Source organism: Streptomyces sp. NPDC003034, from assembly GCF_053591375.1.
Genome location: NZ_JBSFTS010000006.1, coordinates 107,331 through 131,164 on the forward strand (window position 1 = coordinate 107,331; position 23,834 = coordinate 131,164).

Sequence of the window (23,834 nt, forward strand, 5' to 3'; positions counted from 1 at the left end):
AATCGGCCAAGGTGCTTCAGGGAAGCGGATAGCCCCCACTGAGAGGTATAGACCAATGCTAGGTTGGTCGGGCAGACCGCGCAGTCCTTGACCACCCGTCAGAGGAGAAGCCATGCCCTCCCCTTCGCGGGGCGGCGGCCCGGCCGCCACGCCCAAGTACCAGCGGATCGCCGCAGCGTTGCGGCACGAACTCACCCGTACCGCGCACACCCCCGGCGGCCGGCTGCCCTCAGAACGCAGCCTGGCCGCCCGTTACCAGGTCAACCGGCAGACCATCAGGGCCGCGCTCCAGAACCTGCGCGAGGACGGCCTGATCGTCACGGGCCGACGCGGCACCCGGTCCGTGGCAGTCGCCGCCGATGCGGCCTGTGCCGATGCCGCGCCCGCCGAGCCGGTCGCGGCGCGCCGCCCGTCGCTGTCCGCTGCGGCCCACACCCAGAGCTGGCTGACGGTGGTCACCGTGCCGCCCTCGCTCGCCGGCCTCCTCGGCATGGCCGGCGGGGAGCGCACCGTGGTCCACCACCACCGTGAACGCGGCCCGGCGGGGGAGACCCTCCAGCACGCCGTCACCTACCTCAGTCCAGGCGCCCTCGCCCGGGTCCCCGAGCTGGCCGGATACCGCGACCGGGCTGCGGCCGTCCGCGACGAGGACCTGGGGCCTTTGCACCGCTGGCTCGAACGGGCCGCGGTGGAGGGCAGGGTCGCCGAGACCCTCACCATGACCCTCACCACCCACCACCCGGTCGCCTCGGCGGCCTGCGGCCTCACCGTGCGCCGCACCCTGCACGATGCCACCGGCCGGCTGCTGGCCGTCACCGACCTGGCCTTCCCCACCTGGGACCGCCTGACCTTCCACCGCGACCAACGGGGCAACGCGGTCTCCGGCTTCCGCGTCACGTGAGGACGCCGCCCGGCGCCGTCGCCCGGCTCGCGACCGGGCCGGCCTCGCGGGTTCGCCCGGGGTGATGCTCGTCACCCGGCAGTGCCGAGGCCCTGTGCGGGAGCTAGTCGGACGCGGCGCTCGAAAAGGAGGAGGCGCCGAGGAGGCCCGCGGCTCCGGCGTCCTCCATGTCCCGCGCCGGGGCCGCGGCCGGCGCGGGGGCCGGCGCCGTAGCAGGGGCGGGCGCGGGGGCCGGCGTCGTCGCGGCGGCGGGTGCCGGGGCCGGGGCCTCCGGGTCCGGGGAGGCGCCGGTGAGCAGGGCCAGCAGGCCCGCCACCTGGACTCCGGCCTCAGCCGGGTGCCGGAACACGGCGCCCGGGGAGATCTCGTACCGGTTGCGCCGCCCGTCGCGGACGCGCCGAAGGTACCCGTCCGACTCAAGGTCGGTGACGATCGTCTGAACAGTGCGCTCGGTCAGCGCGCAGACCTCGGCGACATCTCTGAGTCGTACGGCCGGGTCCCGGGCGATGGTCACCAGAACGCGGGCGTGATTCGTCAGGAATGTCCAATTCTCTCGTCGCGACATACTCCCCATGCACTCATGATGCGGCATTCGATTCATGTGATGCAAGACGCGAAACGTATTTCACGTATTGCTTGACGTATGACCAGAAGAGGGCCAACATCTACCGCAGTCAAGGTCCCGCGCCGCAAGCCGAGCAGCCCAAGGAGCGAACCCCATGCCGGTCCCTGCCCCGTTGTCCAACGCCGCCACCGCCACCACCGCCCCCGCGGTGGTGCCCCCGCCGAGTCGGCGCGCCCAAGCCGCGCAGATCGCGGGTGTCCCGCGGATCGACGAGCCCCGTGAGGTGGCCCCCGCGGACGCGAGGGAACTTTCGAAGGTCTTCTTCCAGCGACTGCACGAACTGGAGGAGGGCACCCCGGAGTACCAGTACGTCCGCAACACCCTCATCGAGATGAACGCCTCGCTCGTCCAGTACGCGGTGCGCCGCTTCCGCAGCCGCGGCGACGGCGGTGACATCGAAGACATCGTGCAGGTCGGCACGATAGGACTGATCAAGGCCATCGACCGCTTCGATCCGGCCCGCGAGAACGAGTTCTCCACCCTCGCCATGCCGTACATCACAGGCGAGATCAAGCGGCACTTCCGCGACACCTCCTGGGCCGTCCGCGTCCCGCGCCGGCTCCAGGAGCTGCGCATCGACATCGCCAAGGCGAAGGAGGAGCTGACCGCCGCGCTCGACCGTTCGCCCACCGTGGCGGACCTCGCCGAACACCTCTCCCTCTCGGAGGAGGAGATCATCGACGGGCTGGTCGCGGCCAACGGCCACACCAGCGGCTCCCTGGACGCCCCGCACGCCGAACACGGCGACGGTCCGGCCGAGGCGCACACGCTCGCCGACGTCATGGGCGAGGAGGAGCCGGCCATGGAGATGGTCGAGGACATCCAGACCCTGGCTCCGCTGCTGGAGCAGCTCACCGACCGCGAGCGCCGGATGCTGCAGATGCGCTTCGGCGAGGAGCTCACCCAGGCCCAGATCGGCGCGGCCCTCGGTATCTCGCAAATGCAAGTTTCCCGCTTGCTGAGCCGGCTCCTCGCTCACCTGCGCTCCTCCATGCTGGAGGACCCCGCGGAGCCCGAGGGTGCCGCTCGGACCGCCCCGGGCCAGCGCTGAAGACCGCCCGCAGTCGTTGTCGGGTCGGTCACACCGGGCGCCGCGCACCCCTTTGCGGCGGGCCTCGACGGGGCGCCTGGTGCGTGAGGTGGGTCACCTCAACGTTTGCTGTGGCGAAGGCAGGGCATCGTTGCAGCTGGAGCGGACCCTGACCCTCCGGGCGGACACCCGGAGGGTCAGGCGCATGCGGGCAGATCCCGTCCCGCTCCGCGGCCCGCCGGCCCGTCCGGGCGCGCCGCACCCGTTCGACCCACGAGGTGTTTGTGTCCACGCTCCAAGCCGATCACGTGTACAAGGTGTTCGGAAGGCGTCCCGGCGACGCCGTCCGCGCACTCAAGAGCGGCACCGGCCGCGACGAGCTGCGCGCAGGCGGTACGACTGCCGCGGTCATCGACGCGTCCTTCCGCGTCGATCCCGGCCAGATCTTCGTCGTCATGGGCCTGTCGGGCTCCGGCAAGTCGACGCTCCTGCGCATGCTCAACGGATTGCTGGAACCCACCTCGGGCCGGATCCTGTTCGACGGTGAGGACCTCACCGCGCTGAGCCCGCGCGAGCTGCGCCGCGTACGGTCCAAGAAGATCAGCATGGTCTTCCAGCACTTCGCGCTCTTCCCGCACCGCAACGTCCTGGAGAACGCTGCCTACGGGCTGGCCGTCCAGGGCGTCCCCCGGGCCGAGCGCGAGGAGCGCGCCGCCGAGGCCCTGGCGCTGTGCGGGCTGTCAGGGTGGGAGAAGTCCTGGCCCGACGAGCTGTCCGGCGGCATGCAGCAGCGCGTCGGCCTCGCCCGCGCCCTGGCCACGGACGCCGACCTGCTGCTGATGGACGAGTCCTTCAGCGCGCTGGACCCGCTGATCCGCCGGGACATGCAGGATCAGCTGCTGGAACTCCAGCGACGGCTCAAGAAGACCATCGTGTTCATCACCCACGACCTCAACGAGGCCATGCGCCTCGGCGACGGCATAGCCGTCATGCGCGACGGCCGCATCGTCCAGCAGGGCACCGCCGAGGACATCCTCACCCGCCCCGCCGACGATTACGTCGCCTCCTTCATCCAGGACGTCGACCGCTCGCGCGTGCTCACGGCCGACGCCGTCATGGACGAGCCGCACGCCGACGCGGACGCCTGCGCCTGCCCCACCGTCACCGCGGACACCCCGCTCGCCGACCTCTGCGCCGTCAGCGCCCGCGTCCCGCACGCGGTCGCCGTCACCGGCCGGGACGGTGAAGTCGTGGGAACCGTCGCCCAGGACCGGATCGTCGCCTTCATCGGAGACGAACAGCGGCCGCCGGTGGCCTGCGCGGAGGTGGCAGCCTGATGCCGCGCCTGACTCTCGGAGCCTGGGTCGACAGCGGAGTCGACTTCCTCCAGCGCCACCTGTCCTGGCTGTTCGACGCGATCAGCTCGCTGGTGACCGGCCTCTACGACGGCATCGACGCCGTCCTGTCCGCCCCCGCCCCGCTGCTGTTCGCGGGCATCCTCGCCGTCGCGGCCTGGTGGCTGCGCGGCCTGCTGGCAGGTCTGCTGGCCTTCGCCGGTTTCGCGCTCGTCGACTCCGTCGACCTGTGGGCCGACGCCATGTCCACCCTGTCGCTGGTCCTGGTGGCCACGCTGGTCACCCTGCTGTTCGCGGTGCCGCTCGGCATCTGGGCCTCGCGCTCCGACCGCGTCAGCGCCGTGCTGCGGCCCGTACTGGACTTCATGCAGACCATGCCGGCCATGGTCTACCTCATCCCGGGCATCATCTTCTTCGGTGTGGGCGTCGTGCCCGGCATCATCGCGACCATCATCTTCTCGCTGCCGCCGGGCGTACGGATGACCGAGCTCGGCATCCGCCAGGTGGACGGGGAACTGGTCGAGGCCGCCGACGCCTTCGGCACCACCCCGCGCGACACCCTCTTCCGCGTCCAGCTGCCGCTGGCGCTGCCCACCATCATGGCGGGCATCAACCAGGTCATCATGCTCGGCCTGTCCATGGTCGTCATCGCCGGCATGGTCGGCGGCGGAGGCCTCGGCGGCGCCGTCTACCGCGCCATCGGAAACGTCGACATCGGCCTCGGCTTCGAGGCGGGCGTCTCCATCGTCATCCTCGCCATGTACCTGGACCGGATGACCGGGGCGCTCGGCCGGCAGGTGTCCCCGCTCGGCCGGCGCGCGCTGGCCAAGACGCGGGCCGCCGCGACCGGCGCCACCAAGCTGTGGAACCACCGCCCGCAGCCCGCCCTCGCCGTCACCGGAGCCGTCGTACTCGCCCTCGTCGCGGGCGGCCTGGCCACCTTCGGGGGCGCCGCCCGCGACGACGCCCCGTCGGGCGCCGCGAACATCGGCAAGGGCCGCACCGTGTCCCTCGGCTACATCCCCTGGGACGAGGGCATCGCCTCCACCTTCCTCTGGAAGGAGCTGCTGGAGCGGCGCGGCTTCAAGGTCGACGCCCGCCAGCTGGAGGCCGGCGCGCTGTACACCGGCCTGGCCGGCGGCCAGCTCGACTTCCAGACCGACGCCTGGCTGCCGGTCACGCACGCCCAGTACTGGGAGAAGTACGGGAACAAGCTGGAGGACCTCGGCTCCTGGTACGGCCCCACCTCGCTGGAGCTGTCCGTCCCCTCGTACGTGAAGGACGTGCGCTCCCTCGCCGACCTCAAGGGCAAGTCGGGGCAGTTCAAGGGCCGGATCATCGGCATCGAGCCGAGCGCCGGCGTCATGTCGATCCTGAAGGACAAGGTCCTCAAGGAGTACGGCCTGGACGCCGAGTACCAGGTCGTCGACGGCTCCACCCCCGGCATGCTCGCGGAGCTCAAGCGGGCCTACGACAAGCAGGAGCCCGTGGTCGTGGTGCTGTGGTCGCCGCACTGGGCTTACTCCACCTACGAGCTGACCAAGCTGGAGGACCCGAAGGGCGTCTGGGGCGCGGGTGACGGCATCCACACCCTGGCCCGCAAGGGCTTCGCGGCGGACGAGCCCGAAGTCGCCGAGTGGCTGCGCTCCTTCAAGCTCACCGAGGAGCAGCTGACGAGCCTGGAGGCGAAGATCCAGCAGACCGGCAAGGGCAAGGAGCAGGAAGCCGTGCGCGCCTGGCTGGCGCAGAACCCGGAGATCGACCAACTGTCCTGACCTCCGAGGCGCCGGCGGGCGCGGGAACCCTCCAGGTACCGCGCCCACCGGATGGCTCTCTGCCGGTTGGTCACCAAGTGCCCGTAAGAAGACCGGAATGCTTCTGGTGACCGCACCTCTGACCAGCCAGAACCCTGGATGATCGGCCCGTGCGGACCGGGGCCGGTCCGTGGCACAGTGCGGTGAGCCCAACCGCACGAGCAGGGAGCCTCCATGCGCGATCCGCACTCCACGCCGCTCGCGGCCGCCCCCGAGCGCCCGCCGGAACCGGGTCCGCTGCCCTGCTGTCCGGTCTGCGCGGGCGCGCCGGAACGCATCTCCTGGCGTCAGCGCCCGGGGCGCGCCGTGGTGCTGCTCTTCGACCCCTGCGGTCACCGGTGGTCCTCGCCCACCCCGCCGGTGCTGGCGGTCACCGCCCCGGCCGCGGTGCGGTAACCGCGCCCAGCCGCAGGCTGCCGGGTGCGCGCGGACGGCCGAAACCCCCGCAACTTCCCCCGGTGAAGGGGCAATCCCGGCCTTCGCGGAGGGAAGCGTGCCGAAACCTCGTACGCTTCGGGAGGGGCGAAGGTCGCGGAGGGGGAGCCACATGTCCATGCAAAAGGGTGCCAACGTACCGGTGGCGAGCAGCAGGGTGCGGGTGGAGCTCGGTTGGCAAGGAGGTCCGGGCACCCCTGATGTGGACGTGTCGGCTCTGTTGCTGACGTCGGCCGGCAAGGTGCGGTCGGACGATGACTTCGTCTTCTACAACCAGCCGGTTCACCGCAGCGGTGCCGTGCGTCACGAGGGCAGGCGCCAAGGCGGCGCGGGCGCGTTCGAAACGATCGAGGTGGCGCTGTCCGCGGTGGAAGGGGAGATCGGGACCGTGGTGGTCGCGGCTTCCACCGACGGCACGTTCGGTCAGGTGTCCGGGCTGTTCGTGCGGGTGCTGGATGCGGAGAGCGGCGCGGAGACGGCGCGGTTCGATGCCACGGGCGCCACATCGGAGACGGCGTTCCTGCTCGGGGAGCTGTACCGGCGCAACGGCACCTGGAAGTTCCGGGCCGTGGGCCAGGGATACGCCTCCGGCCTGGCGGGGCTCGCCACCGATTTCGGTATCACCGTCGACGAACCCGCCTCCCCGCCGCCGGTGCGGCACGCGGCGCCCCCGCCCCAGGCCCCGCCGCCTGCGCCGCTTCCGTCTTCGCCGCAGGCCCCTGCGCCACCCGCGCCTGCGCTTGCGCCTGTACCCGCGCCCGCGCCCGCTCAGCCGGTGCGGCTGTCGAAGATCACGTTGACGAAGGCAGCGCCCGCGGTGTCGCTGACCAAGCAGGGGGCCACCTCGGGAGCCATGCGGGTCAATCTCTCGTGGAGCGTCCCCAAGCCGCCGCGTGGCTGGATGAGGAAGGGGAAGGGCGCCGTCCGGCTGGAGGACGTCGACCTGGACCTGTCCTGTCTGTGGGAGCTCCAAAACGGCGCGACGGGGATCGTCCACCCCATCAACAACCAATTCGGTTCCTTCGACCAGCCGCCCTACATCCGGCTGGACCAGGACGACCGGACCGGCGCCAGCGAGGCCGGTGAGAACCTCATGATCAATCTTGACCACGCGGCCGAGATCAAGCGCTTGCTGGTGTTCGTGGTCATCTACACCGGGGCGTCCAGCTTCGCCGGCCTGCACGGGGTCGCCACGCTGTATCCGCCCAGCGGTCCGCCGATCGAGGTTCGCCTGGACGAGTGCACCGTTCCTTCGCCGGTCGCCGCGATCGCGCTGATCGAGAACGTGCGCGGAGAGCTGATCGTCCGGCGGGAGGCGAAGTACCTCTTGCTGCCGCCCGGCATCCTCAAGCAGCAGGCCGCGGACCTCGCGTACGGCTGGGGCATGACCTGGCACCCGGCCGGCAAGGACTGACCGACTGTCGCCTCGCCAGGGCGGGGCCTTCGGCAGGACCGGCGCGGATCACGAACCGTACGAGTTGTACGAGTGGAGACGAGACGGGTCGTCTCGCTATAGTGGGCGCATGGCTTCCTTCCGCTTTCTCTGAGTCCGGGCACGGCCGACGCCGCCGTTTCTGCCGCCCGTAGACACTCGCATCCCAGGGAAAGCCGCATGCGCGAACGCGCCCGTACCGCTGCGCCCGCCGCCGTGGCGCAGCTGTCCGTCAAGAACGTCACCAAGTCCTACGGCACCCGGACCGTCCTCGACCAGGTCTCCTTCACCGTCCGCCCGGGCGAGAAGGCCGCCGTCATCGGCGAGAACGGCTCCGGCAAGTCCACCCTGCTGCGGCTGCTCGCCGGGGCCGAGGCGCCGGACGCCGGGGAGATCACCGTCAGCTTCGCCGGCGGCACCGGGCACCTCGCCCAGACCCTCGACCTCGACCCCGACCGCACCGTGCAGGACGCCGTCGACCTCGCCCTCGGCGAACTGCGCGATATGGAGCGCCGGCTGCGCGCGGCCGAGGAGCGCCTCGGCGAGGCGTCGGAGGAGGAACTCGCTGCCTACGGGGAGCTGCTGATCGCCTATCAGGAACGCGGCGGATATGAGGCGGACGCCCGTGTCGACGCCGCCGTGCACGGGCTCGGGCTCGCCGGGATCACCCGCGACCGCGCGCTCGGCTCGCTTTCCGGCGGCGAACAGTCGCGGCTCGCGCTCGCCTGCGTACTGGCCGCCGCGCCCGAGTTGCTGCTCCTCGACGAGCCGACGAACCACCTCGACGCGGCGGCCGTGCGCTGGCTGGAGGAGCATCTGCGCGCGCACCGCGGCACCGTCGTCACGGTCACCCACGACCGAGGCTTCCTGGAGCGCATCGCCACCACCATCCTGGAGACGGACCGCGATGCGCGCACGGTGCGCCGGTACGGCAACGGCTGGGGCGGCTACCGCGCGGCGAAGGCCGCCGCCCGCCGCCGCGCGGGGCAGGAATACGCGGACTGGCTGGAGGAGGCCGCCCGTACGGAGGAACTGCTCGAAGCCGCCGCGCAGCGACTGGTCACCACCGGCAAGGACCCGCGGCAGGGCTTCGGCAAGCACCGCCGCTCGCACGAGGCGAAGCTCGGCGGGCAGGTGAGGGCGGTCCGGGAGCGGCTGGCCCACCTTCAACGCGATCCGGTCGCGTCCCCGCCGAAGCCCCTGCGGTTCAGGGCGGCGCCGTCGGCGGCAGGCGGCGAGCATCCCGTCGGCCTGCCTGCCCCCGAGCTCTCGGCTTGACTCGTACGGCGGAGGCCCCATCGCCGAGCTCGACGGCGTAGCGGTCGGCGAGCGGCTGCGGCTCGACGGGGTACTGGCGATCGCGCCCGGGCAGCGCCTGCTGGTCACGGGCGAGAACGGGGCGGGCAAAACGACTTTGCTGCGCGTCCTGGCGGGCGACCCGGAGCCCGATGCGGGCGCGGTACGCCGCCCGGCCCGCATCGGATACCTGGCGCAGGAGCTACCCGCGCGCTCTCCGGGGCTCCCGCTGCTCGCCGCCTTCGCGGCCGGCCGTCCCGGACTGCCGGAGGAGCACGCCGAACAGCTGCTGGCGCTGGGCCTGTTCCGCGAGGAGGACCTGCGCGTCCCGGTCGCCGCGCTGTCCGTGGGGCAGCAGCGGCGGTTGCAGATCGCGAGCCTGGTGACCCGGCCGGCGGATCTTCTCGTACTGGACGAGCCGACGAACCACCTCGCGCTCGACCTGGTCGAGGACCTGGAGGCGGCGCTCGCCGCGTACCCGGGAGCGGTGGTCGCGGTCTCCCACGACCGTGGCTTCCGCGAGCGCTTCCCGGGGGAGCGGCTGGAACTCCACGGTGGCCGAAGGCGCTGACCCCCCGGTTCGATACACCGGGAGGAAGCACGAGCGCCGCCCGGGGGCGCGGTCCTCCGGAGCGCCCGCACGCGTCGGACATCATCGCCAACGTGCCGACTGCCTGATGCGGGCACTCCGGTGGCGCGCCGATGCGCGCCGTGGCGGGCCCGGCGGGAGGGGGGAGTGCCACGCCGTACCGCACGAGCGCCGCCGTCGCCGTTCCCGTACGCAGGGCCGCATGTGCGCGAAGATGCGCGAGAGGCGGCGACTTCGAGCAACTTCCTTCAAAGAGCCGTGCCGGAGCGCTATCTTGCCGGGTGCATGCCAAAGCGGTGTGTCCGTGATCCGGACCGCACGAGGAGCTGCCCCATGAGACTGCCCAGCATCCGCAGGAGCCCAGCCCGACCGGCGGGGACCGGCCGGCGCCGCGTACCGGCCGCCGCCCTCCTCGCCGGCGCCCTCGCCGTCGCAGGCCTGGCCGCCGCCGGGCCGGTCGCCTCATCCGCCGCCGCAGTGGCTCCCTCCGCCCCCTCCGCCACCTCGTCCCCCTCGTCCCCGTCCGGGGCGGCGGCCACCGCCGGCAGCGTCACCGGCTTCGCCCAGTCCGGGAACACCTTCACCGTCACGGCATCCAGCGGCGCCAAGGCCCGCGTGGTGGTCGCCCGCGCCGACATCTTCCGCCTCTGGCTCTCGCCCGACGGAACCTTCACCCACGACCCGGCCGGCTCCGACCTCGCCCCCACCACCGACTTCGGCTCGGTGGCCACCACGTACTCCGACGCCGGCGGCTACTACCGCATCACCACCGGCGCCCTGTCCATCCGCGTCAACAAGGCGCCCCTCCAGTTCTCGGTCTACCGCGCCGACAACACCACCCTCGTCTGGCAGGAGACCCAGCCCACCAGCTGGACCGGCAACCGCACCACCCAGTACCTGGCCCGTGGCGCGGACGAGCAGTTCTACGGCACCGGCCTGCGCCTCGGGGAATGGGCTTTGCGGGACAAGACCGTCCCGGTCGCCGTCGACAACAAGTGGCGTGAGAACGACAACGCCAGCCCGGCCCCCTTCTACATGTCCACCAACGGCTACGGGGTCATGCGCAACACGTGGGCGCCCGGCAGCTACGGCTTCCACGCGCCCAGCACCTTCACCCACGACGAGAGCCGCTTCGACGCCTGGTACTTCACCGGGGATTCGCCGAAGGCCGTGCTCGACGCGTACACCGACGTCAGCGGCAAGCCCTTCCTGGCGCCCATGTGGGGCTTCGAACTCGGCAACGCCGACTGCTTCAATGCCTCCAACCCCGACTACCAGGGCGATCACAACCGCCCGCGGCACCAGACCACCCCGGACGTCGTCGGCTACGCGGCCGACGCCCGCGCCGCCGACATGCCGTCGGGCTGGTTCCTGCCCAACGACGGCTACGGCTGCGGCTACACCACCCCCCTCAAGTCGACGGTCGACGCGCTGAAGGCGAAGGGGTTTCAGACCGGACTGTGGACCTCCACCGGCCTCGGCAACATCGCCGACGAGGTGGGCACGGCCGGCACCCGGGGTGTGAAGACGGACGTGGCATGGATCGGCAGCGGCTACAAGTACGCCTTCGACGGCGTCCGGCAGGCCGTCGACGGGATCGAGAAGAACTCCGACGCCCGGCGCTACGTCTGGACGGTCGACGGCTGGGCCGGCACCCAGCGCAACGCGGTCGTCTGGACCGGCGACACCTACGGCACCTGGGACGACATGCGCTGGCACGTGCCCGCGATCACCGGCGCCGGCCTGTCCGCCCTCAACTACGCGGCCGGCGACATCGACGGCATCTTCGGCGGCAGCCCCAAGACGTACACCCGCGACCTCCAGTGGAAGGCCTTCACCCCCGCCTTCATGACCATGTCGGGCTGGGGCGCGACGGGGCCCACGGCGGGCTACCACGACAAGCAGCCCTGGCGTTTCGCCGAGCCGTACCTCTCCATCAACCGCAAGTACCTCCAGCTCAAAATGCGGCTGATGCCCTACCTCTACACGATGAGCCGCGTCGCCCACGAGACCGGTGTCCCCAGCACCCGGGCGATGGTCCTGGAGTATCCGCACGATCCGGTGGCACGCGGGAACCTGACCAGCGGCCAGTTCATGGCCGGTGACTCCTTCCTCGTCGCACCCGTCGTCTCCGACACCTCCGTCCGGGACGGCGTCTACCTCCCCGCCGGGACCTGGACCGACTACTGGACGGGCCGGACGTACGCGGGCCCGGGCTGGCTGAACGGCTACCACGCGCCCCTCGACACCCTGCCCCTCTTCGTCAAGGGCGGCGCGATCGTGCCGATGTGGCCGCAGATGAACCACACCGGCGAGAAGCCCGTCTCCACCCTCACCTACGACATCCACCCGCGCGGCGACTCCTCCTTCCACCTCTACGAGGACGACGGCCTCACCCGCGCCCACCAGAGCGGCGCGTACGCCCGCCAGCGGGTCGACGTCACCGCCCCCACGGCCGGCTCCGGCACGGTCGGCCTCTCCGTCGGCGCCCCCACCGGCGACTACACCGGCAAACCGGCGTCGCGGGGCTACGAGTTCAGCCTCCATGTCACCTCCGCCCCGGCCACCCTCACCGCGGACGGCGCCGCCCTGGCCCGCCTGACCTCCAAGGAGGCCTACGACGCGGCCACCTCGGGCTGGTACTTCGACGCCTCGGACCGCAAGGGGATCCTGTGGATCAAGACGGGTCCGAAGTCCGGGGCGTTCAGCGTCTCGGCCACCGGCGTCACGATCCCGTCGGCCGAAGCGCTGCCGTCCTCCGCCCCGATCGCACAGTCCGCCTGGTCCCTGGTCTCCGCCGACAGCCAGGAGACGGCCGCTGAGAACGGCGCCGCGCGCAACGCCTTCGACGGGAACCCGGCCACGCTGTGGCACACTGCCTGGTCCTCGGGCCGGCCGGCCGCGCTCCCGCACGAGGTCAGCATCGACCTCGGCGCCCGCCACAGCGTGGACGGCCTCGGCTATCTGCCCCGCCAGGACGGGGGCGCGAACGGCCGGATCGGCGGCTACGAAATCTACGTGTCCGACACGACCACCGACTGGGGGGCGCCCGTCGCCAGCGGCACCTTCGCCGACACGGCGGCCGTCAAGAACGTCTCCCTGCCCCCGAAGGCCGGCCGCTACCTGCGCCTCAAAGCGCTGACCGAAGCCGGCGGTCGCGGTCCCTGGACCAGCGCCGCCGAGATCACACTCACCGGCCGGGCCGCTCCCTTCCCGGCCGACGCCACACTCGTCAACGCGGCCTCCGCGACCTGCCTCGACCTCCCGCACAGCGCCACCGCACCAGGCACCGAACCCACCCTCTACACCTGTCACGGCGGCCCCAACCAGCGGTGGACCCTGCGCGCCGACGGCCGCCTCACCGGCCTCGCGGGCGTCTGCCTGGACGGTGCGAAATCCTCCCGCGTGACGATCCAGACCTGCGACGGCAGCGCCGGCCAGAGCTGGCAGGCGGGCCCGGAAAGCACCCTACGCACGGGCGGCCAATGCCTGACCCCGGCCGGCTCCGCCACCGCCAACGGCACGGGACTCACCCGAAGCGCCTGCGACACAGGCCCCGCCCAACGCTGGACCTTCACCTTCTAGGTCCTGTCGGGGCGATCTTCGTGGTCAGACCGCGTTGTCTGGTGCGGTGCATCGCAAGGCGGAGGGGCGCAGCTCGTACGTTGCCGTACTCGCGCGCTCCGACAACGCAGGGAGGTGCCGTGCCAGGCAGCGCGGGCCCGCGGAGATCGGCCGGGCAGGGCCTAGCCGCCGAGCACGGCCTGGCACTCCCGCCAGGCCGGCTCGCTCAGCAGCCCCCGAAACCGCCCGAACAGAGCCAGGAGTCCGGCTCCCGACGCCTGACGGAAACCGGGATCGATCCGCGCGAGGTCGAGCTCGTTGGCCGCCGACAGCTCGGCGAAGTCCCGCCGCGACCCGACGGCGGGGGAGTGGACACGGCCGGTGAACCGGTCCCGGAAGGCCGCCTCCTCGCAGGCGAGCGTCGGATACGAAGCCGCCCGGTCGCAGGCGGCGTACAGGTACACGATCCGCTCGGCCTCCTCGCCGATCACGGCAGCCAGCTCGGCCCGCCGGGCGAGCGGCAGCAGGGCGCTGGGAAATCCGTCCGTACCGTAGAAGGCGTGGCACAGCCCCGCCCGCCGGAGCGCCGGCCGCGCACCCCACGACGTGAGCAGGTGCTGTACGCGCTCCAGGTGCGCGAGGAGGGTCCCGCCAGGGTGGGCGAGATCCTCCGCACCGAGCTCCCGCAGCCATGCGACGGCGCGATCCGACACGACGTGCCCCCTGATCGTGTTGGTGGGTCGGCACCCGTCCCCGCCCGTGCCCGGGGTCCGGACCCCGTGGCGCGAAGGCGGGGACGGGTTGCCGCCCGGGCCCTGCACCGAGCTTGATCCACCCGGAATCCCAAGTCAATCCACAGATCTCGTCCGCAGATCCAAGCAATAGCTTGGGGCTCATGACTCTCGACGATCTCCGCGTGTTCGTGGCCGTCTGCCGCGCCGGCAGCCTCAGCGCCGTCGCCCGCGAGCTGGGCCGTACCCAGTCGGCCGTCAGCCAGCACATCCGCAGACTGGAGAAGCGGACCGGCGCCGGCCTCCTGGTGCGCCACGCACGCGGAGTGGTCCCCACCGAGGCCGGCCGCATCCTCCAGGCGGCCGCCGCCGAAGGGATCGCCGGCCTCGACGGCGCCCTGCGCCGCCTGGACGACCTCGTACGGGGAGCCGGCGGATCGGTACGCGTCACCACGGGCGCCACGACCGTCCGGCACTTCATGTCCGAGGCCGTCGTCACCTTCCGCCGCAGCCACCCCGGGGTGAGCCTGGAATTCCAGACCGAGAACTCCAGCCGCAGCTGCTTCGACGCCCTCGCCGCCGACGACCTCGACCTGGCCTGGATCACCATCGGCGGCCCGGTGCGCGGCATCGAGCAGCGCCCCGTGATGGAACTGCCCTGGGTGCTCGCCGTGGGCGCCGGCGACCCCCTCGCCGCCCGGACCCGCATCGAGCCGGCCGACCTCGCCGGAATCCGCCACATCCGGCTGCCGGAGCACTCCGCCTCACGTGCCCACCTCGACGCCGCCTTCGCGGAATCCGGCCTGCGCGTGCGCTCCGACACCAGCGTGGCGGACTGGGACACCGCGCTGCTGCTCGCCGAACTGGGCGTGGGCCACGCCGTCCTGCCGGCCCTGCCCGGCTGGCGGGTTCCCGGCACCGAGGGCCCGTTGCGCCTCGTCCCCATCCCAGCCCTGCCGCCCCTCGCGGTCGGCTGGGCGGTCCGCCGCTGGACCGCCCTCGCCCCGCCGGCGCGTGCCTTCGCCGACGAGGTCGCCCGCAGCTGCACGGCGCGCGCCGCCGGCCGGCGGGCTGCCCCAGGCCGCGAACCAGACCCCGACCTCTAGGGCGTGTCTTTCGGATCTTGTCGGCCGAGCCCGCGTTGCCCGGTGCCGTGCATCCCAAGGCGGAGGAGCTTGCCTCGTACTGGACGTACTTGGAAGCCCCGACAACGCAGGGAGGTGCGGTGCCGGGCAACGCGGGCCCGGCAAGATCCGAAAGACCTAGCCCCCGAGTCCCGTGCCGGACGCGGGCTCAGACTGTCCACGCGCGTCTTTCGCCTCAGGCGGGGTGGCCGGGAGACACGTCCTCCACATCGCTGTACCGGAGCAGTGCGGGCGTACTCCCCGTCGGCGGTGACTCCTCGACCGGGGCCAGCAGGAAGCCCACGTGGTCGCCTCCCTCGATGCGCCCCTCGATCCGGCCGACGAACCACGCACGGGCGTCGGCCAGCACCGGGCTGCCGTCCTGGCTGGGCCGCCAGGCGACCTGGGAGAGCTTGTCCACCCGGTCGCCGGTCTCACCGCCGAAGAGCTCGGCCAGCGCCCGCTGATCGCGGCCCAGCAGGTGCACCGCCAGGTGCGAGGCACCACGGGCGACCCGGTAGGTGTGGTTGGCGGTGGACAGCCACACCACGAAGCGCGGCGGCTGGATCGAACACTGGGAGGCGAAGGCCAACAGGCACCCCGCCCGTTCGCCGTCGGCCGCGACCGTCACCACGTACATCGGGCCGTCGAGCACATCGGTGAAGGTGTCCAGCTGCGTCACGGTGAGGCTCCCTCGGATCCAGCAGGCGGTTACCCCGCCCATCGGTGTCGAATCCTCCCCGCTTGAGGCGCGCCGCTCCGGGCAGGCGCAGGGCGTGGCCGAGAGTGGTACGAAAAGTCCACGCGAGAGGTGAACCACATGCAAGGGACCCGCGAGATCGAATGGACCACCGAGCCGGAACCGGAAGGCCCCGGCCCCAAGCCGTCACGCCCCGATCCGCTGCCTCGCGATCCCGATCCCCTGGAGCCCGGCGAGGCACCCCGCGACCCCCACCCCGCTCCGGACCAGCCGACCCCGAGCGAGCGGCCGGCGGTCCCCGAACCCCCCGACTGAAGGAAGTGACCCAGGTGCGCATCGCTTTTCTGATGGCTCCCGAGGGCGTCGAGGAGATCGAACTCACCGAGCCCTGGAAAGCCGTACTCACCGCCGGCTGGAACCCCCAGCTGGTCTCGACGAAGCCCGGCCGGATCCACGCCCTCAACCACCTCGACAAGGCGGGCACTTACCCCGTCGACCACGTCCTGGCCGGTGACACCTCGGACGCCTACGACGCGCTCGTACTGCCGGGGGGCGTCGCCAACCCCGACGCGCTGAGGATGGACGAGCGGGCCGTCGGCTTCGTCCGGAGCTTCTTCGAGGCCGGCAAGCCCGTCGCCGCGATCTGCCACGCTCCCTGGACGCTGGTGGAAGCCGACGTGGTCCGCGGCCGGACCCTGACCTCGTGGCCCAGCCTCAGGACCGACATCCGCAACGCGGGCGGCACCTGGGTGGACGAGGAGGTCCAGGTCTGCCACGCCGAGCCGGCCACGCTGATCACCAGTCGCAAGCCGGACGACCTGGAGGCCTTCTGCCGGACGCTGATCAGGGAGTTCGCCGAGGCCCAGGACGCCGAGGCCCAGGACGCCGAGGCGCAGAACGCCGAGGCCCAGGGCTTGGCGGAGTGAAGCCCACGCAGCCCACGGAGCCCGGGGACGAGACCACGGAGCCCAGACCAGAGGGCGCCCGGGCGGCTTGCGGACCCGGCGGCCAGGAAAGACAGGGAGTCCCCATGACCACCCCATCGCACCAGCCCTCCCAGGAGGTGGTGGTCACGGTCAGCGACTGCTCCGAGAAGGCCGGCCGCACCGTCCTGGACGTCCTGGAGCACGCCTTCTCCACCGATTCGCGGCCGCCCACGGGAAGCCGCGCCACGGTGTGGACGGCAACGCTCGACGTGACCAAACCGCACGTACGGGCCGCCCCGGCCCATCTCGACGGCCGTGTGAGCGTCGGCCTCCAGGGCGGCTACCGCGCGGTCGACCAGGTGCTCGCCGCACTGGCCGAGGCCTTCACGGTCGACATGGGCGGGACCGCGGCCGGAGACCAGGAGAAGGACGTCCAGCTCTGGGTCCGGTCCGGCTGACGCGGTGGCGCGCGGATCCAGGCGGGATCCCGTCGCACATCTTCTCGCGGGATCCCGCCGACCGGGTGTTTCCCCCGTCAGGTTGCGGGCAGCCGCACACCAAATCGACGAGGCCCCGGAATGGAGGCCGCCATGTCAACAGGCACGCTCATAGCCATCATCGTCCCCGCAGCGGTCGTATTGATCGCCCTCGCCGTCGGACTGTGGATGCTGTCGCGCAGACGGCACCTCCAGGAACGGTTCGGGCCGGAGTACACGCGTACGGTCGATGAGGAAGGCGGTCGGCTGGCCGCCGAGCGCGAGCTGCGCGCCCGTGAGGAGCGCCACGCCGACCTCGACATCAAGGAGCTCCCGGCCGAGCGCCGCCGCGAGTACGCGGACGAGTGGAGCCAGGTCCAGGAGCACTTCGTGGACCGTCCCGAAGGGGCCGTCGCGCAAGCCGACGAGCTGGTGGGGCGGCTGATGGGCGAGCGCGGCTACCCGACCGACGGGTACGAGAACCAGCTGCGGGACCTGTCGGTGGCACACGGCAACACCCTGAAGCACTACCGCGCCGCGCACGACGTGAGGGTGCGCAGCAGCGAAGGAAAGGCGACCACCGAGGAGCTCCGCGGGGCGATGGTGCACTACCGCGCCCTGTTCGAGGAACTGCTCAGTGAGCAAGGAGGTCGATGACATGCAGGACCATGGCGACCCTGACGCCCTCCCGGGCGAGAGCGGTCTGACCACAGAGGACCTGGCGCAGCCGGAAGCGACGGACACGACCGGGCAGAGTGCCGTCTTCCCGGGCGAGGCGACGGCCGACCGGGACGCGGAGCAGGCGGCGGCGGACGAGGAGCCGGCACAGGAGCCGGCCGGGGAAGGAGCCGCGGACAAGGAAGGGTCGGTGACCGGCTCGCAGGCCCAGGACGAGCCGCTCCTCAGCAGCAGCGAAGCGGAGGAGTACCGCAGGACGTGGGGTGAGATCCAAGGCAGGTTCGTGGACGACCCGCAGGACGCGGTCAGGTCCGCGGACACGCTGGTCGCCGAGGTGATGCAGACGCTCGCCAAGACGTTCTCGGAGCACAAGCAGGGGCTGGAGGGCCAGTGGGACCGGGGCGAGCAGGTCGCCACGGAGGACCTGCGGCTGGCTCTGCAGCACTACCGCTCGTTCTTCGACCGTCTGCTCAAGACATGAGCCGACACCTGAGCAGCAAGGAGGTACACGTGCCATGACGGAGCAGGACGGCGGGCCGGAGGCGCGAAACCTGGAGGAAGGCCGACTGCTCAAGGAGCTGGAGGCCATCCACCGCACGCGCCACGAGACCCTGCTGTACGGGTCGGACGACGCGTTGACCACCCATACGCGGCGGATGAACGAATTGGAGCACGAGTACGTACGCCGGCACCCGCAGCGGGCCACGGCACCGGCACGTACCCGCTCGGGTGCCCGCGCCCGTACGGGTGACGACGACGAAGCCGGGGGCGCCCCTGGCTAGAGAGCTCCCGGCCCGGGCCGGGAGCTCCCTGCCCTACGATTCGCCCGCCCCGCGGCCGGGCTGCTCTTCGTCCGCCGCGCTCGGGTCCTCGTCAGCGCGGCGCCGCGTGGACTCCTCCTTGCTCCGTGCGCGGTCCGGCCGGTCCGGAGCGGGGGTCGGCCGCACCTGCTCCTCGCGGCCCTTGCCCGTCCGCTGGGCCTTGTCACCCATATCGCCCGTGTTCTCCATGACACCGCTCCTCTCGGTATTGGGTGGGGCGCCGTCGTCAGTCCCCAGTGGTGTGGCGCATGCGGGCCCACAGCGGCAGGACGAACCAGCACAGCAGGTACCACAGCAGAACCCCCGCCACCAGCCAGGGCGCGACGGCGTTGTGGGTGGCCACCCGCACGACCAGGAAGAGCGCTGAGGTGAGGGTGGCCAGCAGCAGGAGCAGACCGGTGAAGGTGAGGCGCGAGGCCCAGGCGACCGCCTGCGGCTTGAGGCGGCGGCCCGACACGATGCGGTGGAAGGCCACGGGGCCTATCAGCGCCCCCGTCGCCATGGAACCGAGGACGACGGTGACGATGTAGATCGTCTTGTCGGTCTGGGGGAGGCCGTGGAAATGCGGGGTGAAGACGACGGTCAGCAGGAAGCCGAAGAGGATCTGCACGCCGGTCTGCGCCACGCGTATCTCCTGCACGAGCTCCTGCCACCGCCGGTCCGCTCTTTCGTGCGGGCTCTCGTCCCGGCCGTCGTCCGGGCCGCTGGCTCCGCCGTCGCCGCCGCTTTCGCCGCGCTGCTCCCGCCGCATGCCGGCTACCTCCCGCATGACACCTCCCTGGTAATGGTGCACCTCGCCTACCCGGGGGCCCCGCACTCATGCCACGCCGTTAACGCGGCGCTTCGCCGGGTACCCGCAGGGCAGCCGAAGGACAGGCCCCAGGCCCGAACCCCACGGAGTACGACATGGCACACGGCGGAGACGTCATCGCGGAACTGACCTCCGACCACCGGGAGGTGGACGATCTCTTCAGCAGGATCGAGCACACCACGCCGGCCCACGAACGGCAGAAGATCGCCGAGCAGCTGACGATCGAACTGGTCCGGCACTCCGTCGCGGAAGAGGAGTACCTCTATCCGACGATCCGGGAGCACTTTCCGGACGGCGATCTCATCGCGGACAAGGAACTCGCCGACCACCGCCGGGTCGAGAGGATGCTGAAGGATCTCGAAGGGGTGGACGGCGCGGGGCCGGATTTCGACCACCGGATCGCCGAGCTGAAGGCCGAGATCGCCAGTCATGTGCGGGACGAGGAGGAGAACCTCTTCCCGCGGCTGCGCAAGGCGTGCTCGCCGGAGGCGCTGATGGCACTGGGTGACAAGGTCCGTCGCGCCAAGAAGTTCGCGCCGACGCGTCCCCACCCGGGCGCCCCCGACACCCCGCCGGCCAACAAGCTGCTGGCTCCGGGCGTCGGTCTCGTGGATCGGGCCCGCGACCTGGTGACGGGCCGCGGGGAGTAGGGAGCCCCCCGGAAGCCAGAAGTCGGAAAGGCGAGGCGGGCTCCGGCGGCCGTACGGCTTCAGGCCGCCGGAGCCGGGCTCACCGGCCCACGTACGGCAGCAGGGCCATCTCGCGGGCGTTCTTGATGGCCGCCGCGAGCCGCCGCTGCTGCTGGGCGCTGACGCGGGTGACACGGCGGCTGCGGATCTTGCCGCGGTCGGAGATGAACTTCCGCAGCAGGTCGGTGTCCTTGTAGTCGATGTAGGTGATCTTGGCGGCGTCCAGCGGATTGGGACGGGCCTTGACGGGCTTGCGGACCTCTTGACGGCGAGCCATGCGGATTCCTCGGTGTCTGCGAAACGAAACGAAACCAAACGAAACGGTGCGGTACGAACCGCGCGGTGAAGCGGGGGAGTAGAGCAGGCGGTCCTACGAGACGGGGTCGAGCAGGGCGTCGAAGGCGGCCGGCAGGCGCTTCCACGCCTCCCGCCCCGCGGTGTATTCGGCGTCGGTCAGCAGGCACGACTCCAGGAGCTGCTCCAGCCCGTCCCGGTCCAGGCCGGGCGAGGTGAAGACCAGGTGCTGGCAGCAGTCACCGTGCTCCGGATGCCAGCCCAGCGCGGCTGCGGCCCGGCGCACGGGAGGCACCATCTCCCAGGCGGCGTCGGGGAGCGACGCCAGCCAGGGACCGCTGTTCTCCACGCACAGCGCGCCGCCCGCGGCGTCCCAGGCCAGCAGGGTGTCGGGACGGTCCGCGACCCAGAACCGGCCGCGGCTGCGGGCCGCGGCGCAGGTGAGGTCCTCCAGCGCCCGGTAGAGCCGCTCCGGATGGAAGGGGCGGTGCCGGTGCCAGACGAGAGTGGCCACCCCGGCCTCGTCCGCCTCCTGCGGAAGGAGCGCGCAGGCCGGGTGCTGGGCGGCGGCGGCCGCCTCGGGGTCAATCCGGCGAAGGCGAGCCGGGCCAGTTCGCCCGTCCCGGCGCCCACGGTCGCCCGGCGGGCGGTCGGGTGGAGCTGGGCGAGCAGCGCGTGGTCCTCGTCGTCCGCGTCCGCGCTGTCGACGAGCGCGAGGACGGGCGCGTATTCGAGCTGCCGGGCCCAGGTGTCGCCGACCGTCCGCTGATCCGTGGCCGCCGCGGCGAGACCGGCTTCCGCCAGGTCGTCGCCGTTGGCGAGGTAGGGCAGGACGAGGGCCGGGTCCACTGCGGTGATCACGTTGGTGAGGTCCAGCGCGTCACCGCCGTGCGCCGCGACGACCTCCGCCATGGCCCTCGGCTCGACGGAGTCCCACAGTTCCACCACGGCGAGCGGGGTGAGCCCGTCCGCGGCCAGCCGCCACAGCTCCGGTACGAGGTCCTCGCGCAGGGCGCAGCAGGCGCAGTCGTTGACCAGCGGCGCCTCGCCGGACCCGACGGGGCCGGAGGCATCGCGCACGGTGCGCCGTACGGTGCCCTCGCCCGCGGTGGAGAGGTCGTGGTGCAGGGCGACACTGCCGGGCACGGAGGCGAGCAGTTCTTCGACGGTGGACCGGCGGGCGTCGGAATGGAGCCCGCCGACGATGACGACGGCCAGGGTCACGGCTTGCTCCCGTACCGGCGCTCGAAGCGCTCGACGCGCCCGGCGGTGTCGAGGACGCGGGCGGTGCCGGTGTAGAAGGGGTGGCTCTGCGAGGAGATCTCCACGTCGATCACCGGGTAGGTGTTGCCGTCCTCCCACTCGACCGTCTTCTCGCTGGTGGCGGTCGACCGGGTCAGGAAGGCGAAGTCGGCGGCCTTGTCGCGGAAGACGACGGGGCCGTAGGCGGGGTGGATTCCGGGCTGCATGTCGGTGTCCTTCGAGAGAGGGGCAGGGCGAGGGGGAGGGGCAGTCAGCGTTCTTCGCGGAAGTCGACGTGCCGGCGGACGACCGGGTCGAACTTGCGCAGCACCATGCGGTCCGGGTCGTTCCGGCGGTTCTTGCGGGTGACGTAGGTGTATCCCGTGCCGGCGGTGGAGCGGAGCTTGACGATCGGGCGTACTTCGTTGCGTGCCATGGGGCTAGTATATGGCAATGATTTCCATTACCAATATGGGAGCCCATGAGAGGCAGGTAACACCGTGTCCGCCCACTGCCAACTGACCGGCGCTCAGCCCGGCTTCGGCAACAACATCTCCCACTCGCACCGGCGTACGTCGCGCCGCTTCGACCCCAACATCCAGCGCAAGAGGTACTGGCTGCCGAGCGAGGGGCGGCACGTCCGCCTGACGCTGAGCGCCAAAGCGATCAAGACCGTCGACGTCATCGGCATCGAGAGCGCCGTGGCGCGCATCCGGGCGCGCGGGGTGAAGGTCTGATGGCCAAGCGGAGCAAGATCGCACAGAACGAGAAGCGCAAGGCCCTCGTCGCGCGGTACGCCGCCCGGCGCGCGGAACTGAAGGAGATCATCCGGCGGCCCTCGTCGACGGAGGACGAACGGGTCGCCGCGCTCGCGCAGTTGAGGCGTCAGCCGCGCGACGCCAGTGCCACCCGGGTGCGCAACCGCGACAGCGTCGACGGGCGCCCGCGCGGACACCTGCGCAAGTTCGGGCTCTCCCGCGTGCGGATGCGCGAGCAGGCGCACGCCGGCTTCCTCCCGGGGGTCACCAAGTCCTCCTGGTGACGGGAGGGCGCCGCGCGGCTCTGCCGGTGCCGGGAATCCGTGCCCTGCTGGTGCCCGCGACCCAGGCCCTGCCGGTGCCGGGAGCCCGGCCCTGCCGGTGCCGGGAGCCCGGCCCGGCAGGGCATCTTTCCGGCCACGTGTGGTGCGGCGGGGACGGGGTAGCCGCTGGGTGATCAGTCGCGCCCCCCGATGGAGGTCCTGGATGTCGCTCGCACCCGCTCACCGGCCGACGGGCCCCGGCCGGACCGTCGCGTCGCCGCGCCTGCCCCGGCCGCGCGGCGCCCTCTCGGAGGCGGTCCTCGCGGCGCTGCGCGACGAAGCGCGCGCCCTTCCGGGGCGTGCGCTGATCCTCGCCTCGGATCCGTACGGGGACGACGCGCAGCTGGCCCTCTACGTCCTCTACGAACTGCACTACCGCGGTTTCGCGGAGGTGGGCGAAGCCCGCGAGTGGGACCCGGAGCTGCTGCGACTGCGCCGTTCCCTCGAAGACCGCTTCCTGGCCGCCCTGCGGGAGGACACCGCGCGTGACCGGTCCGTGGACGAGGCCTTCGCCGAGCTGCTGGCCGAACCGGTGGACCACACCGGCAGCGTCTCCGGCCACCTCGAACGGCACGGCGAGCTCTGGCAGATGCGTGAGTACGCGGCCCTGCGCTCCCTGTACCACCTCAAGGAGGCCGATCCGCACGCGTGGGTCATTCCGCGCCTGCGCGGCCGGGCGAAGGCCGCCATGGTCGCCATCGAGTACGACGAGTTCGGCGCCGGGCATGCCGAGCGCATGCACGCCGTCCTCTTCGCCCGCCTGATGGACGACCTGCGGCTGGACTCCGCGTACGGCCACTACCTCGAAGCGGCCCCCGCCCAGGCCCTCGCCGTCGTGAATCTGATGTCGCTCTTCGGCCTGCACCGCGCCCTGCGCGGCGCCCTCGTGGGCCACTTCGCGTGCGTGGAGATCACCTCTTCGCCCGGCTCCCGGCGACTGGCCGCGGCCATGCGCCGGCTCGGCGCGGGGCCCGCCGCGGAACACTTCTACGCCGAGCACGTCGAGGCCGACGCCGTACACGAGCAGCTCGTGCGCCACGAGGTCGTCGCGGGTCTGCTGGAGGACGAGCCCGGCCTGGAACACGACATCGCCTTCGGCGCGGACGCCACCACGCTGCTGGAGGACCGCCTCGGCGCCGCCCTCCTCGACGCCTGGGGGCGGGGCGTCTCCGCCCTGCGCGCCCCGATCGCCTGACGAGTCGGCGCGCGCCCGGCGAACC

Annotated in this window: 26 protein-coding genes and 2 pseudogenes; 19 read left to right on the top strand and 9 right to left on the bottom strand. The window is 71.9% G+C overall.

The window, feature by feature from the left end:
* Positions 1-112: 112 nt before the first annotated feature.
* On the top strand, positions 113-901 hold the full coding sequence (locus ACWDX7_RS09680) for a GntR family transcriptional regulator (RefSeq protein WP_451490813.1): 789 nt from the start codon (positions 113-115) through the stop codon (positions 899-901).
* A gap of 103 nt (positions 902-1,004) precedes the next feature.
* On the opposite strand, the gene ACWDX7_RS09685 is transcribed toward ACWDX7_RS09680, so the two are convergent.
* Positions 1,005-1,502: a winged helix-turn-helix domain-containing protein gene (locus ACWDX7_RS09685; RefSeq protein ID WP_451750142.1), complete on the bottom strand. Its 498-nt coding sequence runs from the start codon at positions 1,500-1,502 to the stop codon at positions 1,005-1,007.
* A gap of 118 nt (positions 1,503-1,620) precedes the next feature.
* On the opposite strand from ACWDX7_RS09685, the gene ACWDX7_RS09690 reads away from it, so the two are divergent.
* From ACWDX7_RS09690 to ACWDX7_RS09720, 7 genes and pseudogenes are all read left to right on the top strand, one after another.
* Entirely contained in the window at positions 1,621-2,577 is a 957-nt protein-coding gene (locus ACWDX7_RS09690; RefSeq protein ID WP_451490811.1) for a SigB/SigF/SigG family RNA polymerase sigma factor, read from the top strand.
* 263 nt (positions 2,578-2,840) lie between these two features.
* Positions 2,841-3,893, top strand: coding sequence for a quaternary amine ABC transporter ATP-binding protein (locus ACWDX7_RS09695; protein WP_451490810.1), 1,053 nt, complete (start codon positions 2,841-2,843; stop codon positions 3,891-3,893).
* Complete coding sequence (locus tag ACWDX7_RS09700) at positions 3,893-5,686, top strand: ABC transporter permease/substrate binding protein (RefSeq protein ID WP_451490809.1); 1,794 nt, start codon at positions 3,893-3,895, stop codon at positions 5,684-5,686. Before ACWDX7_RS09695 ends, ACWDX7_RS09700 begins: the two co-directional genes overlap by 1 nt.
* 213 nt (positions 5,687-5,899) lie before the next feature.
* Entirely contained in the window at positions 5,900-6,121 is a 222-nt protein-coding gene (locus ACWDX7_RS09705) for a hypothetical protein (protein WP_451490808.1), read from the top strand.
* A 157-nt stretch (positions 6,122-6,278) separates the two neighbouring features.
* Complete coding sequence (locus tag ACWDX7_RS09710) at positions 6,279-7,574, top strand: TerD family protein (protein WP_451490911.1); 1,296 nt, start codon at positions 6,279-6,281, stop codon at positions 7,572-7,574.
* A 198-nt stretch (positions 7,575-7,772) separates the two neighbouring features.
* Positions 7,773-9,459, top strand: a pseudogene (abc-f, locus tag ACWDX7_RS09715) (ribosomal protection-like ABC-F family protein).
* Positions 9,460-9,810: 351 nt separating this feature from the next.
* Positions 9,811-13,062: a TIM-barrel domain-containing protein gene (locus ACWDX7_RS09720; protein ID WP_451490807.1), complete on the top strand. Its 3,252-nt coding sequence runs from the start codon at positions 9,811-9,813 to the stop codon at positions 13,060-13,062.
* Positions 13,063-13,223: 161 nt separating this feature from the next.
* On the opposite strand, the gene ACWDX7_RS09725 is transcribed toward ACWDX7_RS09720, so the two are convergent.
* Positions 13,224-13,754, bottom strand: coding sequence for a DUF6817 domain-containing protein (locus ACWDX7_RS09725; RefSeq protein WP_451490806.1), 531 nt, complete (start codon positions 13,752-13,754; stop codon positions 13,224-13,226).
* A gap of 182 nt (positions 13,755-13,936) precedes the next feature.
* On the opposite strand from ACWDX7_RS09725, the gene ACWDX7_RS09730 reads away from it, so the two are divergent.
* On the top strand, positions 13,937-14,878 hold the full coding sequence (locus ACWDX7_RS09730) for a LysR family transcriptional regulator (RefSeq protein ID WP_451490805.1): 942 nt from the start codon (positions 13,937-13,939) through the stop codon (positions 14,876-14,878).
* A 214-nt stretch (positions 14,879-15,092) separates the two neighbouring features.
* On the opposite strand, the gene ACWDX7_RS09735 is transcribed toward ACWDX7_RS09730, so the two are convergent.
* Positions 15,093-15,578 carry a flavin reductase family protein gene (locus ACWDX7_RS09735; protein ID WP_451490804.1) on the bottom strand — a complete coding sequence of 162 codons (486 nt, stop codon included), beginning with the start codon at positions 15,576-15,578 and terminating at the stop codon, positions 15,093-15,095.
* 138 nt (positions 15,579-15,716) lie between these two features.
* Here ACWDX7_RS09735 and ACWDX7_RS09740 point away from each other — a divergent pair, with 138 nt between their 5' ends.
* The 6 genes from ACWDX7_RS09740 to ACWDX7_RS09765 all read left to right on the top strand — a co-directional run bounded on the left by ACWDX7_RS09740 (position 15,717) and on the right by ACWDX7_RS09765 (position 18,458).
* Complete coding sequence (locus tag ACWDX7_RS09740) at positions 15,717-15,911, top strand: hypothetical protein (RefSeq protein WP_451490803.1); 195 nt, start codon at positions 15,717-15,719, stop codon at positions 15,909-15,911.
* 14 nt (positions 15,912-15,925) lie between these two features.
* On the top strand, positions 15,926-16,522 hold the full coding sequence (locus tag ACWDX7_RS09745; protein WP_451490802.1) for a type 1 glutamine amidotransferase domain-containing protein: 597 nt from the start codon (positions 15,926-15,928) through the stop codon (positions 16,520-16,522).
* Between the two features lie 104 nt (positions 16,523-16,626).
* On the top strand, positions 16,627-16,980 hold the full coding sequence (locus tag ACWDX7_RS09750) for a hypothetical protein (RefSeq protein WP_451490801.1): 354 nt from the start codon (positions 16,627-16,629) through the stop codon (positions 16,978-16,980).
* Between the two features lie 132 nt (positions 16,981-17,112).
* Complete coding sequence (locus ACWDX7_RS09755) at positions 17,113-17,655, top strand: hypothetical protein (RefSeq protein ID WP_451490800.1); 543 nt, start codon at positions 17,113-17,115, stop codon at positions 17,653-17,655.
* 1 nt (position 17,656) lies between these two features.
* Entirely contained in the window at positions 17,657-18,157 is a 501-nt protein-coding gene (locus ACWDX7_RS09760) for a hypothetical protein (protein ID WP_451490799.1), read from the top strand.
* A 34-nt stretch (positions 18,158-18,191) separates the two neighbouring features.
* Positions 18,192-18,458: a DUF6158 family protein gene (locus ACWDX7_RS09765; protein ID WP_451490798.1), complete on the top strand. Its 267-nt coding sequence runs from the start codon at positions 18,192-18,194 to the stop codon at positions 18,456-18,458.
* Positions 18,459-18,491: 33 nt separating this feature from the next.
* Here the strand turns inward: ACWDX7_RS09765 and ACWDX7_RS09770 are convergent, their stop codons facing one another.
* Together ACWDX7_RS09770 and ACWDX7_RS09775 are read right to left on the bottom strand one after the other, a co-directional pair.
* Positions 18,492-18,686: a hypothetical protein gene (locus tag ACWDX7_RS09770; protein WP_451490797.1), complete on the bottom strand. Its 195-nt coding sequence runs from the start codon at positions 18,684-18,686 to the stop codon at positions 18,492-18,494.
* A gap of 37 nt (positions 18,687-18,723) precedes the next feature.
* Positions 18,724-19,248: a DUF6328 family protein gene (locus ACWDX7_RS09775; RefSeq protein WP_451490910.1), complete on the bottom strand. Its 525-nt coding sequence runs from the start codon at positions 19,246-19,248 to the stop codon at positions 18,724-18,726.
* 155 nt (positions 19,249-19,403) lie between these two features.
* On the opposite strand from ACWDX7_RS09775, the gene ACWDX7_RS09780 reads away from it, so the two are divergent.
* Positions 19,404-19,958 (top strand): hemerythrin domain-containing protein, encoded by a 555-nt coding sequence (locus ACWDX7_RS09780; RefSeq protein WP_451490796.1) that lies wholly within the window; start codon positions 19,404-19,406, stop codon positions 19,956-19,958.
* A gap of 79 nt (positions 19,959-20,037) precedes the next feature.
* Here ACWDX7_RS09780 and rpsR read toward each other — a convergent pair whose 3' ends face one another.
* The 4 genes and pseudogenes from rpsR to rpmG all read right to left on the bottom strand — a co-directional run bounded on the left by rpsR (position 20,038) and on the right by rpmG (position 21,969).
* The gene (gene rpsR / locus ACWDX7_RS09785) at positions 20,038-20,274 is read right to left on the bottom strand and encodes a 30S ribosomal protein S18 (protein ID WP_451490795.1); all 237 of its coding nucleotides are present in this window, start codon (positions 20,272-20,274) and stop codon (positions 20,038-20,040) included.
* Between the two features lie 93 nt (positions 20,275-20,367).
* Positions 20,368-21,515, bottom strand: a pseudogene (locus ACWDX7_RS09790) (CobW family GTP-binding protein).
* Complete coding sequence (locus ACWDX7_RS09795; protein WP_451490794.1) at positions 21,512-21,760, bottom strand: type B 50S ribosomal protein L31; 249 nt, start codon at positions 21,758-21,760, stop codon at positions 21,512-21,514. The pseudogene ACWDX7_RS09790 and the gene ACWDX7_RS09795 overlap by 4 nt, the downstream one beginning before the upstream one ends.
* A gap of 44 nt (positions 21,761-21,804) precedes the next feature.
* On the bottom strand, positions 21,805-21,969 hold the full coding sequence (rpmG, locus tag ACWDX7_RS09800) for a 50S ribosomal protein L33 (RefSeq protein WP_030162346.1): 165 nt from the start codon (positions 21,967-21,969) through the stop codon (positions 21,805-21,807).
* A gap of 64 nt (positions 21,970-22,033) precedes the next feature.
* On the opposite strand from rpmG, the gene rpmB reads away from it, so the two are divergent.
* From rpmB to ACWDX7_RS09815, 3 genes are all read left to right on the top strand, one after another.
* Positions 22,034-22,270 carry a 50S ribosomal protein L28 gene (gene rpmB, locus ACWDX7_RS09805; RefSeq protein WP_355407440.1) on the top strand — a complete coding sequence of 79 codons (237 nt, stop codon included), beginning with the start codon at positions 22,034-22,036 and terminating at the stop codon, positions 22,268-22,270.
* Entirely contained in the window at positions 22,270-22,575 is a 306-nt protein-coding gene (gene rpsN, locus ACWDX7_RS09810) for a 30S ribosomal protein S14 (protein ID WP_451490793.1), read from the top strand. The genes rpmB and rpsN overlap by 1 nt, the downstream gene beginning before the upstream one ends.
* Before the next feature lie 202 nt (positions 22,576-22,777).
* Complete coding sequence (locus tag ACWDX7_RS09815; protein ID WP_451490792.1) at positions 22,778-23,809, top strand: iron-containing redox enzyme family protein; 1,032 nt, start codon at positions 22,778-22,780, stop codon at positions 23,807-23,809.
* Positions 23,810-23,834: the final 25 nt, after the last annotated feature.

Bases quoted from the DNA above. Each gene is read 5' to 3' on its own strand.
- ACWDX7_RS09680 (WP_451490813.1), top strand. From the start codon at position 113: ATGCCCTCCCCTTCGCGGGGCGGCGGCCCGGCCGCCACGCCCAAGTAC.
- ACWDX7_RS09720 (WP_451490807.1), top strand. From the start codon at position 9,811: ATGAGACTGCCCAGCATCCGCAGGAGCCCAGCCCGACCGGCGGGGACC.
- ACWDX7_RS09765 (WP_451490798.1), top strand. From the start codon at position 18,192: ATGACGGAGCAGGACGGCGGGCCGGAGGCGCGAAACCTGGAGGAAGGC.
- ACWDX7_RS09700 (WP_451490809.1), top strand. From the start codon at position 3,893: ATGCCGCGCCTGACTCTCGGAGCCTGGGTCGACAGCGGAGTCGACTTC.
- ACWDX7_RS09710 (WP_451490911.1), top strand. From the start codon at position 6,279: ATGCAAAAGGGTGCCAACGTACCGGTGGCGAGCAGCAGGGTGCGGGTG.
- rpmG (WP_030162346.1), bottom strand. From the start codon at position 21,969: ATGGCACGCAACGAAGTACGCCCGATCGTCAAGCTCCGCTCCACCGCC.
- ACWDX7_RS09760 (WP_451490799.1), top strand. From the start codon at position 17,657: ATGCAGGACCATGGCGACCCTGACGCCCTCCCGGGCGAGAGCGGTCTG.
- ACWDX7_RS09740 (WP_451490803.1), top strand. From the start codon at position 15,717: ATGCAAGGGACCCGCGAGATCGAATGGACCACCGAGCCGGAACCGGAA.
- ACWDX7_RS09705 (WP_451490808.1), top strand. From the start codon at position 5,900: ATGCGCGATCCGCACTCCACGCCGCTCGCGGCCGCCCCCGAGCGCCCG.
- ACWDX7_RS09690 (WP_451490811.1), top strand. From the start codon at position 1,621: ATGCCGGTCCCTGCCCCGTTGTCCAACGCCGCCACCGCCACCACCGCC.
- ACWDX7_RS09685 (WP_451750142.1), bottom strand. From the start codon at position 1,502: ATGAATCGAATGCCGCATCATGAGTGCATGGGGAGTATGTCGCGACGA.
- rpsN (WP_451490793.1), top strand. From the start codon at position 22,270: ATGGCCAAGCGGAGCAAGATCGCACAGAACGAGAAGCGCAAGGCCCTC.
- ACWDX7_RS09775 (WP_451490910.1), bottom strand. From the start codon at position 19,248: ATGCGGCGGGAGCAGCGCGGCGAAAGCGGCGGCGACGGCGGAGCCAGC.
- ACWDX7_RS09755 (WP_451490800.1), top strand. From the start codon at position 17,113: ATGTCAACAGGCACGCTCATAGCCATCATCGTCCCCGCAGCGGTCGTA.
- ACWDX7_RS09770 (WP_451490797.1), bottom strand. From the start codon at position 18,686: ATGGAGAACACGGGCGATATGGGTGACAAGGCCCAGCGGACGGGCAAG.
- ACWDX7_RS09795 (WP_451490794.1), bottom strand. From the start codon at position 21,760: ATGCAGCCCGGAATCCACCCCGCCTACGGCCCCGTCGTCTTCCGCGAC.
- rpsR (WP_451490795.1), bottom strand. From the start codon at position 20,274: ATGGCTCGCCGTCAAGAGGTCCGCAAGCCCGTCAAGGCCCGTCCCAAT.
- ACWDX7_RS09750 (WP_451490801.1), top strand. From the start codon at position 16,627: ATGACCACCCCATCGCACCAGCCCTCCCAGGAGGTGGTGGTCACGGTC.
- ACWDX7_RS09815 (WP_451490792.1), top strand. From the start codon at position 22,778: ATGTCGCTCGCACCCGCTCACCGGCCGACGGGCCCCGGCCGGACCGTC.
- ACWDX7_RS09780 (WP_451490796.1), top strand. From the start codon at position 19,404: ATGGCACACGGCGGAGACGTCATCGCGGAACTGACCTCCGACCACCGG.
- ACWDX7_RS09730 (WP_451490805.1), top strand. From the start codon at position 13,937: ATGACTCTCGACGATCTCCGCGTGTTCGTGGCCGTCTGCCGCGCCGGC.